Here is a 17,727-nt window from a genome sequence, read left to right as displayed (position 1 = left end):
GCACGCCTGAAGCCCCGAAAACCCGTCGACACCCGTCGCATGTTCGGTGAACCGTGGACGGCATGCGGCAGGGCGAGGTCTGGGACGCGGAAACCGCGCGGAGCTATGACACGCCGGGCCTCGGCATGTTCGAGCCGGAGGTGCTGGGGCCGACGGTGAACCGCCTCGCCGCACTGGCCGACGGCGGACGGGCGCTGGAGTTCGCCGTCGGGACCGGTCGAGTGGCCGTGCCGCTCGCCCGGCGCGGTGTACCGGTCGCCGGCATCGAGCTCTCGCGGCCGATGCTGGACCAGTTGCGTACGAAGGCGGACGACGCCACGATCCCGGTGGTCGTCGAAGACATGGCGACCGGCCGTGTCCCGGGGACCTTCCAGCTCGTCTACCTCGTCTACAACGCCCTCTCCAACCTGCTCACCCAGGAAGAGCAGGTCGCGTGCCTCCGCAACGCGGCGCGGCACCTCGTACCAGGCGGCCGGTTGGCCATCGAGCTGTGGGTCCCCGATACGGGGCGGCTCCCGCCCGGGCAGCAGGCCGTGGTCTGGCGGTCCGAACCCGGATACATCGGCCTGGACACCTTTGACGTGTCGCGTCAGCGGGTCGTCTCGCACCACTTCTCGTTCGGCGACGGTCCGGAGGCGCGGGTCTTCCGCAGCCCGCACCGCTACGTCTGGCCGGCCGAACTGGACCTCATGGCCCAGCTGGCGGGGTTCGAGCGGGAGAGCCGGCACGCCGACTGGAGCGGGACCGAGTTCACCCCGGAATCCCGTTCCCACGTCTCCGTCTACCGCCTCCCACCCGCTGCTTAGCCGATTGCGCGGCGGTCGGGAGGACCAGCGCGGGCGCGCCCCACGCCGTCCCCGACCGCCTCCGCTGTCCAGGGGGTACGACGCGGGGCACCGGCCTGGCTTCCCTCGCCCCGCACGGATGCCTGCCAGGGTTCCCGGAGGCGGGACCGATGACCGCAGGGAGCGAGGAGAGCATGCAGATCGGCTACAAGCTGGCGTCCGAGGCGTTCGGCCCCGAGGAACTGATCCGGCAGGCGACGCGCGCCGAGACGGCCGGTTTCGACTTCGTGGAGATCAGCGACCACTTCCACCCTTGGCTGGACAACCAGGGCCACTCGCCCTTCGTGTGGACCGTGCTCGGTGCCATCGCGGCACGTACGGACCGCGTCGGGCTGGTGACCGGCGTGACCTGTCCGACCGTCCGCTACCACCCGGCGATCATCGCGCAGGCCGCCGCCACGCTCGCGCTGGTGTCCGGGGGCCGCTTCGTCCTGGGCGTCGGCTCCGGTGAGCGGTTGAACGAACACGTCGTCGGGCGCGGGTTCCCCGCCGTTCGCCAACGTCACGAGCTTCTGCGTGAGGCGCTGGAGATCATCCGGCTGCTCTGGGAGGGCGGCTACCGCTCGTACGAGGGCCGGCACCTGCGGCTGGAGGACGCCCGGGTCTTCGACCTGCCGGCGGAGGCGCCGTTGATCGCCGTGGCCGCCAGCGGCGCGGACTCGGCACGCATCGCGGCGGAGCTCGGAGACGCGCTGTTCGCGACCGAGGAGGACCCCGCCCTCGTCCGCCGCTACCGGGACTTCGGTGGCTCGGGACCGCGTTACGCGGAGGTGCCCCTGGCCTGGGCGGCGGACGAACGTACCGCGGCGCGGGCCGCGTTGGACACCTCGCGCTGGGCGCTGACCGGCTGGAAGGTGATGAGCGAGCTTCCCAATCCCGTCAACTTCGACGCCGCCACCAGCACCGTCCGAGAGGAGGACATCCTCGAGCGGTTCGCCTGCGGACCTGACCCGGACCGCGCCCTGGCCACCGCCCGCGACTTCGCCACGGCGGGCTTCGACCGGCTGGTCATGATGAACGTCGGCCCCGAGGTGGACGGCTTCTTCGACTTCTACGAGCGCGAACTCGACGCGCCCCTCCGCGCGTTGACCGCGGAAGGCTGAACCGCGCCCCACCGGCTCCCGCACGGTCGCTGGAGCACCGCGACGTGCTCGCTGTGAGCGGTCGCGTTCGGACGGGCGGTCGCCCCCGGTTCAGCGCCGGGGGCGACCGCTCGTCCGGGAGGGCCCTGAGATCCAGACGACACGGCCTCAGCCCTGGGAGTCCGCCTTGCTCTCGGCGTCCGCCTTCTCGTTCGGCTCCGCCGGGTCGTCCCCGGCGTTCTGTACCGCTTCCCTCTCCGCCTTCTTCGTCGCCATCAGGCTGGTGACGGTCGTGATGGCCAGCACGCCGCAGATGACGCCCAGCGAGACCGGGATGGAGATCTCCGGCACGTGCAGGCTCGTCGTCTCGTGGACGCCGTGCAGCACCAGCTTCACACCGATGAAGGCGAGGATCGCCGAGAGGCCGTACGACAGGTGGACCAGCTTCTTCAGCAGGCCGACGATGAGGAAGTACAGCTGCCGCAGGCCCATCAGCGCGAACGCGTTGGCGGTGAAGACGATGTACGGGTCCTGGGTCAGGCCGAAGATCGCCGGGATCGAGTCCACCGCGAAGAGCACGTCCGTGAGGCCGATCGCCACCATGACGATCAGCATCGGCGTGACCAGCCGTTTGCCGTTCTCGCGGATGACCATCTTGGTGCCGTGCCACTTGTCGGTGGAGGGCACGCGCCGCTGGATCGCCTTCAGCAGGCGGCCTTCCTCCCAGTCCTCCTCTTCCTCGGCACGCGCCTCCTGCACGAACTTCCAGGCGGTCCAGATGAGGAAGGCGCCGAAGATGTAGAAGACCCAGGCGAAGGCGGCGATCGCGGCGGCACCCACGCCGATGAAGACCGCGCGCAGCACAAGCGCGATCAGCACACCGATCATCAGCACCCGCTGCTGGTAGATCGACGGGACGGCGAACTTCGCCATGATCAGCACGAAGACGAAGAGGTTGTCGACACTGAGCGACTTCTCGGTGATGTAGCCCGCGAAGAACTCGCCCGACGCCTGTCCGTTACCCCAGACCAACAGGCCGACGCCGAAGAGCGCCGCGAGGACGATCCAGACGATCGACCAGGTGCCCGCCTCCTTCATCGAGACCTCGTGTGGCTTGCGGCCACCGATGAAGAAGTCGACCGAGATCAGCACGCACAGTCCTACAACCGTGAGTACCCACATGGTCATTGAGACGTCCACCCTGCACCCCTCCCTGCGGTATGGAGGCCCAAAGTACAAGAATGGCCAAAGGAAGGTAAAGAAATCTTTTGCGTCCTGGTTGTGCGCGACTCGTGAGGGGACGTCAGGCGTCTTGCGGTACGTCAGCGCGTGTTCCACGGCGCCGCCGCGAGCGCCGGCGCTCGCGGCGGAGAGCCGTCGTAGCCCTTGACCGTGCCGAGGCGGGTGCCGTGCGTTCGATCCGCACAGGCGTCATCCGCAACGAGCCCCCCGCGAAGTTCCGCCACTGGTCCGGGTGTTCCGCTCACTCGGGCGGCTCGCCGTGTGCCCACTCCTGGCGCTTCTCGTTCGGCCGCAGTGCGTCGCCCGCCTCGCCGCTGTGCCCGTCCTCGGACCTCTCCGGCTCCTCGTCGCCGTGCCCCTGCACGCGGGCGCCTCCTCTCGTACGGTCCTGTTCGCCGCCGCACGGGTGCCACGCGTGCGTACGACCACACGCCCACGCACGGCCATCCGACCGCGTACCCCGCGCCTCGCACCGCCGACCGGCACCCGGCGGCACGTGCGTCCGGGCCGGTCAGGCCGCGGGTCGGGAGGCGTTCGCGACGGACTCACGCAGTTCGGCGCGGTTCATACGGGAGCGTCCGCTCACGTCGAGTTCGGACGCCCGCTGGTACAACTGCTCCTTCGTCCACTCGTCCAGTGCCGCGTCGTCGGCTCCGCCGCTCGTACGCCCGCCGGCCCGTCCCGAGCGCTTGGCGGAGCGGCCCTGCCGAGCCTTGTCCACGGACTGTTCCAGGGCCGACATCAGGTCCACCACGTTCGTCGACTCCGGCGGAGCGGTTGCCTTGGTCACCGACTCACCGGAGCGCTTGGCCGCGATCAGCTCCTGAATCCGTTCGTGGGTGCGGTCGTGGAACTCCTCCGGGTCCCACTCCATGGCCATGGTCTCGATCAGCTGGGTGGCCATCCGGAGTTCCTTGGCGCCGACCGCGGAGTCGGAGGGCAGGTTGTCGAGCGTCTCGTGCGGGTCCCGTACCTCGTCCGCCCAGTGCAGGGTCTGCATGACCAGCACCCCGTCCTCCTCGTGTACGGCGACGAGGTACTCCTTCTGGCGCATGCTCATCGTGGCGATGCCCGCGCGGTTGGTCTCGGCGAGGGCGTCCCGCAACAGGCCGTACGTCTTGGTGTGCTCCTTGCGCGGCTGGAGGAAGTACGTCGTGTCGAAGAAGATCGGGTCGATGGTGTCCAGGTCGACGAAACCGGAGATCTCGATGTTCTTCGAGCGTCCCGGGGTGATCTCGTCGACCTCCTCCGGCTCGACGATCACGTATGCGCCCTCGCCGGTTTCGTACCCCTTGACGATCTTGTCGTACGGGACTTCCTCGCCGGTTCGTTCGTTGACGCGCCGGCTGCGCACCCGGTCGGAGGTGCCGCGCTCCACCTGTCGGAAGCCGACCGTGTGCGAGCTGGTGGCCGTCGCGAGCTGCACCGGCAGGCTGACCAGCCCGAAGGTCAACGATCCCGACCACACCGCACGTGCCATGGTTCGCTCCTCGGAAAGCGGACGGTGGGTTCGTGTTCCATTCTCGCCGCCTCCCGGTGACTCGGCACGCGCGGATTTTCCGAGCGGGCATGTTTCGTACGATCCGCCGGGGAGACCCGCAGGAGAGCGTGCGAGCCGTACGACGGACCTCGCCGCACACGCGGGCGAGCTTCCTGGAGGTCGCTTCTCCGGGAGGCGGCGTCCCCTGAGACGTGTTCGCCCGCAGTTCACCCCGCGGCGCGCGCCCGCGCCACCCGTGCGCGAGTGCGCCGTCGCCCCGCGGACCCCCCTGCCCTGTGAAGGAGCCCTCCACCATGCTGCTGGCCCGTCCCGCCATCCTCCAGAACCTGCTCGCTCGGTACGAGGCCGTGCAAGCCCTCTATGCCGAACGAGGCACCCGGGAAGCGCGGCAGCGGATGGACGACGTCGCCTACACCCTGTGCGTCTCCACCGGCACCAGCGACATCGACACCGCCCTTCGCGCCGCCGAGCGCCAACTGACCGCCGCGCACGCCGCCGACCGTGCCCGTACGTGGTCCACACGGCGTCCCCGGGCGAGGGTGAGCGGGGCGTGACGGGACGGCGCGCGTCCACGCGTGGTCGGCCCACCGCTGACCCGAAGGCCCCAGACGAACCAGGGAGATGGCGATGGCGCCAGGACCGCGGGCACCCGTCGTGGTGGTGACCGGTGGCTCATCCGTGGTCGGTCGGGCGACGGTGCGGGAACTGGCGGTCGGACTCGCGGTGTCGGCGGACGTCGCCGACCACGAGGCGATACGGCGCGCCGCCGAGCGGATCGAGGGGCGTGGCTGAGGGCGCCCGGGGGGTGGTCGGTACGCGGCCGGCTGACCGCGGCAGGTTTACCAGACCGCACCGTGGCTACCGCGGCTGTGCTGGCTCGGTCAGCTCGACGTCCGCTTCCCGTCAGGGCGCGGTGGCGCCCGGAGCCAGAGCCTGAGCCCGGCCGCGCGACGGGAACCAGCACGGACGTCCCGACTCGCTTCGACGAGGAGGAGAACACGATGAGGGCACTCACCTACCAGGGCAAGCACAACGTCAGTGTCGAGACCGTGCCGGACCCGGAGATCATCGAGCCGGACGACGCGCTCGTCCGTGTCACCACGACCGGGGTCTGCGGTTCCGACCTGCACCTGTACGAGGTGTTGGGCCCGTTTCTCGACCAGGGGGACGTGCTCGGACACGAGGCGATGGGGGTGGTTGAGGAGATCGGCCCCGGAGTCACCGAGATCGCCCCGGGCGACCGGGTCGTGATGCCGTTCAACGTGAGCTGCGGGACCTGTTGGATGTGCGGCCAGGGCCTCCATTCGCAGTGCGAGACCACGCAGGTACGCGCACACGGGACCGGAGCGGCGCTGTTCGGCTACAGCAAACTCTACGGACAGGTGCCCGGGGGCCAGGCCGAGTACCTGCGGGTGCCGTTCGGCAACGAGTTGCCCGTCCGGGTGCCCGACGGACCACCGGACGAACGCTTCGTCTACCTCTCCGACGTGCTGCCGACCGCCTGGCAGGCCGTGGCATACGCCGACATCCCCGCCGGCGGCAGCGTCACCGTGCTGGGCCTCGGCCCGATCGGCGACATGGCCTGTCGTATCGCCATGCACCAGGGCGCCGGGCTGGTCATCGGCGTCGACCTGATCGCCGAGCGGCTGGAGCGGGCCCGCGCGCGTGGTGTGCACGCCTTGGACACCCGCGAGTACCGGGACCTCGGCGAAGCCGTACGGGAGTTGACCCGGGGCAGGGGCACGGACGCGGTCATCGACGCCGTCGGCATGGAAGCCCACGGCGCGCCACTGGCCCAGGCCGCGCACCGGATGGTCGGCTCACTGCCCAAGCCCGTGGGCCGGAAGATGATGCAGAGCGCGGGAGTTGACCGGCTCTCAGCGCTGCACACGGCCTTCGACGTGGTGCGGCGCGGTGGCACCGTCTCCGTCTCCGGCGTCTACGGCGGGGCCGTCGACCCACTGCCGATGCTTCAGATGTTCGACAAGCAGATCCAGTTGCGGATGGGTCAGGCGAACGTACGGCACTGGGTGAACGACATCATGCCCCTGCTGACCGATGACGATCCGTTGGACGTGGACGCCTTCGCCACCCACATGCTCCCGCTGGAGAACGCCGCCGAAGCCTACGGCACCTTCCAGCGCAAGGAGGACGGGATGATCAAGACCCTGCTGAAACCGGCAGCCTCTTCCTCCTGAGCCGTTCGGGACGAGTCTCCGTCTTCCTCTCCCCGTCGCCCGGCGAACAGACCGTGTCGTCCGATTTCCGCCGGGCTTCGCACCCCGTACCCGGACAGGATGGCACGGCCTGAAGAACGCGGATCGGGCGCCGAACGCGACAGCCGTACGGTGGAGGAACGTTGGACATGGACGCTCACGGACCCGGGGAGACCACGGAAGACGGGTTCCCCGCGTTGCTGCACCGGGCGTACGAGCACGCGTTGGACTGGCGCGCGTCCGTGGCGCGGCGTCCCGTCTTCCCGTCTGTCACACCCGACCAACTGCGTGGAGTCCTCGGGGCCGGGGGCCTGTCCGAGGACGGTGAGGACGCGTCCGAGACCCTTGACGCCCTCGCGCGAGCCGGTGAGCTCGGGGCGACGGGCAGCGCGGGCCCACGCTACTTCGGCTATGTCATCGGTTCCTCCCTTCCCGTGGCGGCGGCAGCGGACTGGCTGGTCACGGCCTGGGACCAGAACACGACCCTCTATTCGTGCGGCCCGGCCGTCGCCGTCCTCGAGGACATCTGCGCGGAGTGGCTGGTCGACCTGCTCGGGCTTCACGGTCACACGTCCGTCGGGTTCACCACCGGCACGCAGATGGCGGCCTTCACCGGCCTCGCGGCGGCCCGGCATCAGCTGCTCGCCGCCGCTGGCTGGGACGTCGAGACGGACGGACTGTGGCAGGCGCCTCGTATCCCGGTGATCGTGAGTGAGCAGCGGCACGCCTCGATCGACCGCGCCCTGCGTTTCCTGGGCATGGGGACAAGCGTGCACACGCTCGCGTGTGACGCCGAGGGCGCCGTCGAACTCCCCGCTCTCGCCGCCGCGCTGGAGTCGGTCGAAGGCCCGCCGATCGTGTGCGTACAGGCGGGGAACATCAACACGGGTGCCGTCGACCCCCTCGCGGAAGTGTGTGAACGTGTCCACGCCCGAGACGGCTGGGTCCACGTGGACGGGGCCATCGGCCTGTGGGCACTGGCCAGCGACCAGCATCGTCGTCAGCTGGAGGGGGCACACCTCGCCGACTCCCTGACGACCGACGCGCACAAGTGGCTGAACACCCCCTTCGACTGCGGCATCGTCCTCGTGGCGCACCCCGCCGCGCACCGAGCCGCCGTGGGTGTCGCGGCCGACTATCTCGAGGCGTCCGAGCAGCGGGACCAGATCAACACAGTGCCCGACTGGTCGCGAAGGGCGCGCTCCGTTCCGGTGTACGCGGCGCTGCGTACGCTGGGCAGGTCGGGCGTGAGCCGCCTGGTCGACCGTAACGTCGAACTCGCCCGGCGGATGGCGGCTCGCCTCGCGGCGGAACCGGGCGTCGAGATCGTCAACGACGTCGTCCTCAACCAGGTCCTCGTACGCTTCGAGGCGCCGCACCGTGCCCGGGACGCGCTCACGAAGGAGGTGATCCGGCGGGTCCAGCAGGACGGCGTCTGCTGGTTGAGCGGCTCGCACTTCGCGGGCCGGAGGGTGATGAGGGTGTCGGTATGCTCCTGGCTCACCACGCCCGGGGACATCGACCGCAGCGCCGAGGAGATCATCCGTCGCTTCCGCGACGCATGCTCCTGACCGGCGCGGGACCGGGCTCGGAGACCGCCGTCGCGAGGCGGGCCCACGGCCCGCCGGCGTCCCCGGCCTCAGACGTGATCTCGTGGGATGGTCCACTCCCAGTTGCGGGAGCGCACCCGGCGGTTGTTCTCGTACGCGTCCATCGTGGCGTGCACGAGGAAGTTCGCGGCATCGGACGTCAACACGGTGCGCGTCGTGGTGTGTACGTCCCAGTCGCCGCGGGCGAAGCCCATCACCCACTCGATCTCGCCGCGCACGGACGCGAAGTCGTCACCGATCCAGCTGTACCGCTCAACGGCCCGTCGGGTCAGTTCCAGGTCGGTGTCGTCCATGCGTACGACACCGAGGTCCTTGACGACCTCGAGAGCCGAGCGGTATTCGACGAGATCGCGGGACAGCGTCCAACGCTGCTCACCCGGCCGAATCATGGTGCTCGTCAACGCCGGAGCTCCCTCAGGCTCCTCGAAGACCGGGGCGGGCACCCCGTCCGCCGCCGACGAGCGGACCGGCAGTTCCAGTTCGCTGTCCTGGGGATGCACCACCAGCCGCACCGGTTCCGGCGGCGGCCACGCCAAGGGCCAGTACGAGGTCGACAACGCGATCCGGATACGGTGGCCCGCCGGGAACGCCTGTGCCACACCGTTGAGTTGAACGCGCACGCGATAGCGTTCGCCGGGCTCGAGCGCCTCCGGCTCGGCGTGATCACGCCGGTGTGTGAGGTTGAGCAGCCCGTACGTCGCCCGCGTCGCGCGTCCGTCCGGTGCCACGTCCGACAGTCGCACGGCCACCATCGCGGCCGGCCGGTCCACCTCGAGCGTGGCGTGGAGTACCGGCCCGCCCAGGATCTCGCACCTGCCCGTCAGGGGCGCGCTCTCGAAGACCAGCGAGCCGCCGTCCTCCTCCCGCTGGTCGTACGGCAGGTCCGGAGGCGCGTTGTACGAGCACCATTTGCCGGCGAACTGGCCCACGGACAGCGGGGATTCCACGCTCAACGGGGGAGCGTCGAGCTGCTCCCCGGGCTGGCCGATCCGGTGATCGCCCAACGGGTACCGGACGCGTTCCACGTGGGGCGACTGCCAGCCCGGTTCGCCCACCCAGCGGCCCGGGCGTTCGTCGTAGGCGGTGGAGGGCGGCATGCTCTCCTGCATCCAGGTGCACAGCATCGGTCCGTCCATGGCGCCGTTGTCCTCGTCCTTGAGCCAGTGGTCCCACCAGCGCACGAGGGCCTGCAGGAAGCCGATGGCGGGCCCGGGCTGTCCAAGATGCGGGTACTTGTGCGACCAAGGGCCGATGAGGCCACGGCGGGGCACGGTGAGCTGCTGCATCAGCCGGAAGACGGCGTTGGAGTAGCCGTCGGCCCAGCCACTGACGGCGAGCACCGGGCAGCCGACGTCGGAGTAGTCCTCGCACACCGAGCCGCGTCGCCAGTAGGCGTCCCGCCGCTGGTGCCGCAGCCACTCGGCGATCCAGGGTTCCATCGCGTCGAGCCGTTCGTGCCACATCTCCCGCCAGCGGGAGCCGACCACCTGCGGGTCGGGCGGGCACGAGGTGTACGCGAACATCGTGGACGCCCACGAGAGGTTGTCGCTGAGCAGGCACCCTCCCATGTAGTGCACGTCGTCGGCGTAGCGGTCGTCACTGAAGCTGAGGGCGGCGATCGCGCCGAGGCTCTCGGGCCGGCGGGCCGCGAGTTGGAGGGCGTTGAAGCCGCCCCAGGAAATGCCCATCATCCCGGTGCGGCCACTGCACCACGGCTGCTTGGCGACCCAGGCGAGTACGTCCTCGGCGTCTCGGAACTCCTGTTCCACGTACTCGTCGACGAGCACCCCTTCGGAGTCCCCGCTGCCCCGCAGGTCGGCCCGCACACCGGCGTAACCGTGGCCGGCCAGGTAGGGGTGGTGGATGGAGTCCCGCAGGGCGGTGAGGTCACGCTTGCGGTAGGGGATGAACTCCAGGATTCCCGGCACCGGTTCGGTGTCGGAGGCGATCGGACGCCAGATGCGTGCGGCCAGCCGTGCCCCGTCCCGCGTGGGGACCCACACGTGTTCCTCCTCCTGGATCGGGAGGGGTCCGGGGTTGACTTCCCTCAGTTTCGAGGCCGCCATACGATCCTCCTAGTCGTCGAAGGCGAAGGGCAGGAGCGCCAGACAGTGCTCGTACTTCTCCTGGAGGTCCGTCTCGTCGGCGGCTCCGATGTAGAGGGCCGCTAGTTCGTAGCTGTAACTGTCCTGCATCGGCAGTTCGGACAGCCACCGTCCCTCCTCGGCGACGATGTCGACGGTCGCGCCCGGCACCTCCCGCTCGACCCGGGCGATCTCGTCCTTGGTCGGCACACTGCGTACGTGGGCGTCGGAGAAGGCCCTGAGGAACCACTTCGCGGCGACGCCGTACGGGCCCTGGCGACGGGGCAGACAGGGGGCGCGGCCCAGAGCCAGGCTGATCATGCACTCGTGGTTGGGCGCTCCGTCGACGTACTCGAAGAGCGGGGCGTGGGACTGCGACAACCTCGGGTTGACCTCCACGATGTCGATCCGGTCCCGCTCCTGGTCCACGAAGTACTCGATGTTGAAAGTGGAATAGTCCAGCCCGAGCTGCCGTACGACCCGCCGGGAAGTGTCGGTCAGCCGCTGGACCAGGTCCTCGGGCAGCGAGGTCGGGTACTGGTACCGCAGGAAGCTCGAGGTCCCCGGATACAGCACGGAGTCGATCACCCCGTAGATCTCGACCTCGCCGTTGAGGCAGTAGCCCTCCACCGTGACCTCCTGCCCCGAGATCTCCTCCTCGGCCAGACACGCCTGGCCACCGGCCCGTGCCACCTCCTCCGGAAGGTCGAGCATCGAGAGAGCGACGTCGAACGCCTCCCCGATCCGGCCGATGCCCTCCCGGATCCGAGCTGCCGCGTCGACGAGTTCCCCAGGCCCCTCGACCTTGAACGCCAGCTCGGAGGAGCGAGACTTCACGGGTTTCAGCCACATCGGGAAGGAAAGCGTCGGGGGCGGCCTCGGGTCGGCGAGGTCGACGAGTGCGAACGGCGGGTGGGCGTCACAGACCTTCTGCTGCTCCAGCCGGCTCCAGTACTTGTCCTCACACTTGACGACGGCCTCCAGAGGTGCGGAAGGCAGACCGTGGCGCGCGCACAGGATCGGCACCATCGAACTCACGGGAAAGTCCCAGTAGCCGACGATGGCGTCGACCTGCCCGTCGAAGTCCGCCAGCCTGCTCTCCGCCTTGTCCAGCAGATCCCGCAACGACACCGTTTCCCGCTCCATGAGCTCTTCCTTGCGCAGGAGCGTGTGGAAGCGGTAGGCGGCGAGGTGGGGTAGATTACTCAGAAGCTCCCGATTACGCTCATCCATTCCGATCACGAAGATGTTGTCGGCCTTTTCCTTGTTTGGCCTCATAGCTAGCCATTCCCCGCCCTGTACAGGCGATCCGCGCGGTCGTCCACGGCACGGCGGCCACACTCCATGTCCTGGCGTGGGGAGCACTCCAGCGGCATCGTCGGCTCCGCGTTTCACCGGCCGTGTTTCCGAGGCCGGTGCGTTCATGCACCGCGCCGGCGTTCCCACGCGCGCAGCGCTGTGCGCTCCTCCCGCCAGGCCGAGAGGAGCGCTTCGGCGAGCCGGTCCTCCAGATGAGTGGTCGCCTGGATTGCGAAGGCGACGTCCGGAGCGAGCTGCGGCTCGTCCTCGAGCAGCAGCCCTCCGAGCACGTCGCGACGGACGACCTGCTCATGGACCGCGTCCGCTTCCACGTGCTCGTCGTAGAAGTGCTGGGCCGGCGGTCCCGGCCCCCGCGCGGCGCATCGCCCGAGCCAAGCGTCGCGCGCCGGGGACGACGTCGTCTCCGGGACGGCGAAGTGGCCCACGAGAGCACCCCGCCAGGCACGATGCAGTCCGAACAGGGACATCACGTTCACCGTGGCCAGGGCTTCCGCGGAGCCGCGTCGGGGTGTTCGCCGTACGAGGAATCGAGACCCAGATCCTCCATCCGCCTCCGGTCGGAGGTCAGTCGTGCTGACCACACGAGCCTCCCAGTGGCCTTCTCGCCCGCCCGCGCTCCGGATCACCGGCCGACGGCGCGGGAGAGCTGCTCCTTGTTCATCTTGGAGCGCCCGTCGATGCCCTTCTGCCTTGCCTCGTTGTACAGCTGGTCGCGGGTGGGGCTGATCGGGCCCTTGCGGTTGCCGGAGCGTTCGCCACCGCGACGCGACGCTGACTTGTCCTGTGTGGAGGTACGGCTGGCCCGTCCTGCCTCGCCGGTCTGTGCGCGTTCCTTGTTGACGGTGCGGGAGGCGATCTCCTCCGCCCGCTGCTCAGAGGTGCCCCGTTCCTTCTGGCCCGCTTTGATGTGCTCGTACTGCCGTTCACGCTTCTTGTTCGAGCCCGCAGGCATGGTGCTCTCCTCTCCGTTTCTGTCCGAGCTGCTTGGCTCCCGAGCCGGGCGCACGGATGCGCACGCGGCGAAACCCTGCCTTCGGGTCGGGTACCCAACTTCCAACGTGATTCTCGTCAGCGTGCCCTGCCACCTGGACCCCGAGGTCGGATGGTTCCACCAGCTATCGTCACGCTCGGTGGTCAGCAGCAGCTCGCACAGGCGGCCTGACGGCGTTCTTCAGGCACCAGGAGACTCGTAGCGTTCCGGTTCGGCCGCGCTCGTCCAGCGACCGAGTGGTGCGGTTCCAGGCTTTCCGCACACCGCAAGCGGGCGGCGGGCCGCCAGGGTGCCGGGAGGCCCCGAGCAGGCTTGTTCGCCACGGGCGCGGGCGCCCCAGCGTGCCGGGCTGTCCAAGTCCCCGAGACCTCTCTACCGTGGAGTCCGCTGGCCTGCGTGGTCGTACTGGGCGAAGGGGGAAGTGTGGAAGCCGAGTTGGCCGCTCTCGCGGCGACGGGGGCGACGTCCCTGGTCGGAGTGATGGTTTCGGACTCATGGGAGAGCGCGAAGGGTGGCTTGGCGCGCTTCTTCGGACGGCGTGGTTCGGACGACGACTCCGAGGAGGAACTCCAGGCCGCGAGTGAGGAGTTGGACAGTGCCCGGGCGGCGGGCGATGTCGGAGCCCAGGCGGACCTCCAGGACCGGTGGCGGCGGCGACTCGCGGACATGTTCCAGGAAGACCCCGGCGCGGCAGCGGAGTTGGCCCGGTTGCTGTCCGAGCTGGCGCCTGACACCTCGCGCACGTTCGTGCAGCTCGCTGGTGCAGTGGTGAACCACGGCCCGGTCTTCCACGGGACGCAGGTGCACGGAGGCATCACCTTCAACGTGGGGTCAGTGCCCGTGTCCGGCGCGGGTTCGTCGGACCGGCCTGATCAGGTCCCTCCCCTGACGGCGCCGTTCAGTAACCGTACGGCCGAACTCGCCGCTCTGGACGAAGCACTCGGAGCGCGACCGGCGGGTTCCCTCGCCGTGGAGGTCGGCGTACTGGACGGGCTTGCCGGCGTCGGCAAGACGACGACGGCCTGGCAGTGGGCCGCGATGTACCGGGGTCTCTTCCCGGACGGACAGTTGTACGTGGATTTCGCGGCCCTGCGTGACCAGTCCGCATCGGTGACCGCCGCTGGTGGGGACGTCTCCGAGGCTCTCGCGATGTGCCTGAGGTCGCTGCCGGGAGGCGACGACGGCATCCCGGGTTCACTCGCCGAGCGAAGCAACCTGTTCCGGTCGCGCTCGGCCAACCTGCGCTTACTGCTCGTACTCGACGATGTGGACCAGCCCGCCCAGGTGCGTGCGCTGATCCCCAAGGGACCGGGTAGCGCGGTGCTGGTCACGAGCCAGCGCAGGCTGGGTGAACTGGCCATGGACGGGGCGCGGTTGATCTCCCTGAAACCGCTGGACGCGCGCGGTGGGCTGACACTGCTGAGCGACCGGTGCGGCGAGGAGGTGGTCGAGGCCGAGCGGGAGGCCGCGGAGCGTCTGGTGGGACTGTGCGGCGGGCTGCCCGTGGCCCTGCAGGTCGTGGCGGCGCGACTGGTCACCGACGACACCCTGAGCATGGCGGAACTCGCCGCCGAACTGGACGACGAGGCCGGGAGACTGGCCGGTATGGCACTGGACGGAGAGGAGTCCCTGGTGTCCGCGGTTCTGGGTTCCTCCTACCGGCTGCTGCCGCCTGACGCGGCTCGGCTCTACCGGCTGCTTGGATGGCTGCCGTACGGCGTCTTCGACGCCGGGGTGGCCGCGGTCGCCGTCGCCGTTGACACTGACTCCGGCACCGGCACCGGCACCGGCACCGGCACCGGCACCGACGCGAGGAGCGCGAAGCGCCTGCTGGGCGTCCTGGCGAAGGCGAGTCTGGTGGAGGCCGTGGGGGACGGCCGATACCGTATGCACGATCTGGTGCGTCTGCACGCCCGGGAGCGCGCGACGGCGGAGGAGCGGGAGAGCGAGCGGGCGGCGCTGACGGAACGAGTGGGCACACACTATCTCGCCCTCACCGCCTTCGCTGATCGGGCACTCCGGCGCGACCGGCTGCGGATCGCCGACTTGTCCGCCCTGCTACGAGACGCCGACGACCCCTTCGCCGTGGCCGGTGGTCCGCCCGCGCTGGAGTGGTTGGACACCGAGCGTCACGCCGTCCTGGCAGTGCTGCGGGCCGCGGTCCGGCACGGGCTGAACACACTGGCCTGGCAGTTGGCTGAGGCGTTCACGGCGCTGTTCCTGTACCGCCGTTACCTCGGGGCGTGGCGGGAGTCGCTGGAGTTGGGCGCCGAGGCAGCCGCGGCAGCCGTGGCGTCGGCGGAGACGGCGGGGGAGATCGCGGAGGCCACGGCGGCCGAGGGCCGACTGCGCAGCCTGCTGTCGCGCCCGCTGCTGGACCTCGGCGAGAACGACCGCGCGGGAGGCGAACTGGACAAGGCGGCCGCCCTTGCCGAGGCGTCCGGTCACCTCGTGCTGCGCGCCTCCGTACACGAGTTCCTCGGACGGTATCGGGATCTGTTCGAACCGTCCCGGGCCGTCGAGGCGTATCAGCTCTCCCGCGAACTCAATGAGCGGGCCGAGGAGTTCCGTGGCGCGGCCATCGCCGCGTTCTTCCTCGGGTGCGCGCAGGACGCCCAGGGTGATCACCTGTCGGCCATGGTCACGCTGCGGCAGGCGCGGCAGGACCTGGCGACCCGTACGGAACCTGACCAGCGGATGGCGGCCCGGGTGACCGCCGCCATCGGTGTCGTACACGATCACCTCGGGGAGACGGAGGACGCGATCCGTGAACTGCGCGCCGGGGCACAGGCCCTGGGCGAGGCGGAGGCGACGCACTACGAGGCGCAGGCCCTGGTGCGACTCGCTGACGTCGCCGGGCGGACCAACGGCCGGGAGGGCCTGGTCCGCGAGTGCCTGAACCGGGCCCTCGAGATCCACGAAGCGGCCGACAGCCCCCTCGTGGAGGGACTGCGGTGGCGGTTGGACGCTCTTGGTCGTTGATGCCGGTGTCCAGGACCCAGGAACCGGCCGGCACTACGGCAGCTGTCCGGCCGACCCGGTGGGACGAAGGCGCAGGAGGACGTCCTCGTCCCGCCTGTCACCGACCCGCAGCGTCACCTGGGCGTCGTCCAGCGGACGCCCCGCGCGCAGACAGGCGTAGACGACCGCGGCCGACAGTCCCGGGTCCGTTGCTGGTCCGGTGGTCGCCGCCGCCACGATCCGGCCGTCCCTGAGCCCGACCAGACAGCAGTCGCCGCGTACGGCCGAGGCCGAGAGGAGGCTCCCCGGCAGCCGGGTCAGCGTGTCAGCGATCCAGCGCAGAGCCTCGACCGAGGTCGACGCCGGTTGACGCCGTACGAGTACGGAGGCGCTCTCGGTGAGCCGGTGGTCACGCTCGTCGTCCGCGCAGGCGAGGTGGGAGAACGAGGTGGCGGAGTCCGGGAGTGCCCGGTCGTACGCGAAGGCGGCCGCGGGGAAGCGGCACACCTCGACCGTCGGCGCGGCGCGGTCTCCGGTGACACTGCTGGTCGTGTGCCAGGAGGAGACCGGCGAGGCGGGCGAATCCGGTACCGGCAGCGCCAGCGGCGAGGGCGGCGGGGAGGACGGTTCCGGGAGCCTCAACAGACGGTAGAGAGCGGTGCGGAGCCGGGCGAGCGACCGCCCCGGTTCGGCGAACGCCCGAGCGGCGATCGCGGCGTACCGGTCGGGCCTGTGCTCGTGTACGACGTCCGCCACCTGCTGGAGCATGTCCCCGCCGGTGTCGAGCCGCGGTGCGACGGCCGCCAGGTCGTGGACGGCCGTCCCGGGCACCGCGTCCTCTCCGAACGAGGCGAGCAGCAGCGGCGTACCAGCTGAGGCGCCGTACAACGTGACCGATCCGTGGTCGCCCACGACCACGTCGGCGGCGACGAGCGCGGGCCGCCAGGCGTGGACGGCCGGCATCAGCAGCAATCCGGCGTCCAGGGCGGCGGCTTGCAGGGTGCGGATCTGCCAGGCGCCGTGTGCCGACCACACGTTGGGGTGGATGATCGCGCTGACCCGGTAGTCGTCGTACGGCAGTTGGGCGAGGAGACGCTGCGGCAGGTCCGGGTGTCTGCCCAGGGTCGAGGTCGGTCCCCAAGTGGAGCTGACGACGACCAGGCGTTGATCTTCGGAGACACCCAACGCCTCCCGGTAGGCGTTCCTGAGTGGCCGGCTGACCGCGATCTCGTCGAAGCACGGGTCGCCGACCAGCAGCGTGTGTCCGGCCGCCTTCGGGTGGGCGGCGAGCAACTGCGCCTCCTGGGCGGGATGCGAGACAGCCAGCCAGGCGCGCCCGGACTCCAACAGGGACTCCGGCACGACCCCGGAGAGCCTGGCACGCGAACTCCGTGAATCCGGAACGAGTTTCTGGAAACCGACGCCGTGCGGGAGCACCAGCACCGGACAGTCGCCTTCTGGTACGTCGATGTTCTCGCTGGCGGAGAGGATGAGATCAGGGTCGATGTGCTCCAACTGCTGCCAGGGCATGACGCGACACCCCGCGGTGCGCAGGAGGTCGAGGACATCGGCGTTGAAGGCGGACGTGGGGTCGTGGGCGAAGACGACCGTCACACGGCTGTCGCCGCGCAGAAGCGACGGGAGGGTCTCGAGGACGCGCACGGTCGAGGTGACCGTACGGGCGGCGACGACCAGGGTGCGATCCCCGTGGAACGTGCTCCAGCGGCGGGCGTCACGCCCCACGGGCACGCGAAGCGACTGGCTACCGAACACAGCCGTCGCCTCTAACAAACCCGACCCCCCAGCCGGTCAGCGGCTCGCGGCTCGCGGCTCGCGGCTCGCGGCTCGCGGCTCGCGGCTCGCGGCACGCGGCAC

15 protein-coding genes are annotated in these 17,727 nt (G+C 70.0%); 7 read left to right on the top strand and 8 right to left on the bottom strand.

Annotated elements, in window-relative coordinates; all coding sequences use genetic code 11:
• Positions 1 to 62 precede the first annotated feature (62 nt).
• Both AN216_RS06410 and AN216_RS06405 read left to right on the top strand, forming a co-directional pair.
• The gene (locus AN216_RS06410) at positions 63 to 806 is read left to right on the top strand and encodes a class I SAM-dependent methyltransferase (RefSeq protein ID WP_070195774.1); all 744 of its coding nucleotides are present in this window, start codon (positions 63 to 65) and stop codon (positions 804 to 806) included.
• Positions 807 to 979: 173 nt separating this feature from the next.
• Positions 980 to 1,948, top strand: a complete 969-nt coding sequence (locus AN216_RS06405; RefSeq protein ID WP_070195773.1) for a TIGR03557 family F420-dependent LLM class oxidoreductase — start codon at positions 980 to 982, stop codon at positions 1,946 to 1,948.
• Between the two features lie 147 nt (positions 1,949 to 2,095).
• On the opposite strand, the gene AN216_RS06400 is transcribed toward AN216_RS06405, so the two are convergent.
• From AN216_RS06400 to ku, 3 genes are all read right to left on the bottom strand, one after another.
• A complete protein-coding gene (locus tag AN216_RS06400; RefSeq protein WP_170843048.1) occupies positions 2,096 to 3,127 on the bottom strand; it encodes a TerC family protein in 1,032 nt (343 codons plus the stop codon).
• A gap of 283 nt (positions 3,128 to 3,410) precedes the next feature.
• Positions 3,411 to 3,533 (bottom strand): hypothetical protein, encoded by a 123-nt coding sequence (locus tag AN216_RS30620; protein ID WP_275522162.1) that lies wholly within the window; start codon positions 3,531 to 3,533, stop codon positions 3,411 to 3,413.
• 147 nt (positions 3,534 to 3,680) lie between these two features.
• Positions 3,681 to 4,649 (bottom strand): non-homologous end joining protein Ku, encoded by a 969-nt coding sequence (gene ku, locus AN216_RS06395; RefSeq protein WP_070195614.1) that lies wholly within the window; start codon positions 4,647 to 4,649, stop codon positions 3,681 to 3,683.
• A gap of 314 nt (positions 4,650 to 4,963) precedes the next feature.
• Between ku and AN216_RS06390 the strand changes: the two genes are divergently transcribed.
• The 4 genes from AN216_RS06390 (at position 4,964) to AN216_RS06380 (ending at position 8,457) form a co-directional block, all read left to right on the top strand.
• Positions 4,964 to 5,224: a DUF5133 domain-containing protein gene (locus tag AN216_RS06390; RefSeq protein WP_070195613.1), complete on the top strand. Its 261-nt coding sequence runs from the start codon at positions 4,964 to 4,966 to the stop codon at positions 5,222 to 5,224.
• Positions 5,225 to 5,297: 73 nt separating this feature from the next.
• On the top strand, positions 5,298 to 5,462 hold the full coding sequence (locus tag AN216_RS29110; protein ID WP_170843047.1) for a hypothetical protein: 165 nt from the start codon (positions 5,298 to 5,300) through the stop codon (positions 5,460 to 5,462).
• 209 nt (positions 5,463 to 5,671) lie between these two features.
• The gene (locus AN216_RS06385) at positions 5,672 to 6,868 is read left to right on the top strand and encodes an alcohol dehydrogenase catalytic domain-containing protein (RefSeq protein WP_070195612.1); all 1,197 of its coding nucleotides are present in this window, start codon (positions 5,672 to 5,674) and stop codon (positions 6,866 to 6,868) included.
• A gap of 167 nt (positions 6,869 to 7,035) precedes the next feature.
• Positions 7,036 to 8,457, top strand: a complete 1,422-nt coding sequence (locus AN216_RS06380) for a pyridoxal phosphate-dependent decarboxylase family protein (protein WP_070195611.1) — start codon at positions 7,036 to 7,038, stop codon at positions 8,455 to 8,457.
• A gap of 68 nt (positions 8,458 to 8,525) precedes the next feature.
• Here the strand turns inward: AN216_RS06380 and AN216_RS06375 are convergent, their stop codons facing one another.
• The 4 genes from AN216_RS06375 to AN216_RS06360 all read right to left on the bottom strand — a co-directional run bounded on the left by AN216_RS06375 (position 8,526) and on the right by AN216_RS06360 (position 12,852).
• Positions 8,526 to 10,547 (bottom strand): CocE/NonD family hydrolase, encoded by a 2,022-nt coding sequence (locus AN216_RS06375; RefSeq protein ID WP_070195772.1) that lies wholly within the window; start codon positions 10,545 to 10,547, stop codon positions 8,526 to 8,528.
• A gap of 24 nt (positions 10,548 to 10,571) precedes the next feature.
• Positions 10,572 to 11,858, bottom strand: a complete 1,287-nt coding sequence (locus AN216_RS06370) for an ATP-grasp domain-containing protein (RefSeq protein WP_070195610.1) — start codon at positions 11,856 to 11,858, stop codon at positions 10,572 to 10,574.
• A 143-nt stretch (positions 11,859 to 12,001) separates the two neighbouring features.
• Entirely contained in the window at positions 12,002 to 12,367 is a 366-nt protein-coding gene (locus AN216_RS06365) for an iron-containing redox enzyme family protein (RefSeq protein WP_420855692.1), read from the bottom strand.
• A 155-nt stretch (positions 12,368 to 12,522) separates the two neighbouring features.
• Positions 12,523 to 12,852 carry a plasmid stabilization protein gene (locus AN216_RS06360; RefSeq protein ID WP_070195609.1) on the bottom strand — a complete coding sequence of 110 codons (330 nt, stop codon included), beginning with the start codon at positions 12,850 to 12,852 and terminating at the stop codon, positions 12,523 to 12,525.
• 462 nt (positions 12,853 to 13,314) lie between these two features.
• On the opposite strand from AN216_RS06360, the gene AN216_RS06355 reads away from it, so the two are divergent.
• The gene (locus AN216_RS06355; RefSeq protein ID WP_244502350.1) at positions 13,315 to 15,873 is read left to right on the top strand and encodes an NB-ARC domain-containing protein; all 2,559 of its coding nucleotides are present in this window, start codon (positions 13,315 to 13,317) and stop codon (positions 15,871 to 15,873) included.
• Positions 15,874 to 15,906: 33 nt separating this feature from the next.
• Here the strand turns inward: AN216_RS06355 and AN216_RS06350 are convergent, their stop codons facing one another.
• A complete protein-coding gene (locus tag AN216_RS06350) occupies positions 15,907 to 17,625 on the bottom strand; it encodes a hypothetical protein (RefSeq protein ID WP_244502349.1) in 1,719 nt (572 codons plus the stop codon).
• Positions 17,626 to 17,727: the final 102 nt, after the last annotated feature.

The sequence above is a fragment of the Streptomyces oceani genome, assembly GCF_001751245.1.
In the GTDB taxonomy this organism is placed as follows: Bacteria; Actinomycetota; Actinomycetes; order Streptomycetales; family Streptomycetaceae; genus Streptomyces; species Streptomyces oceani.
This window is presented reverse-complemented; position numbering and strand designations above follow the sequence as displayed.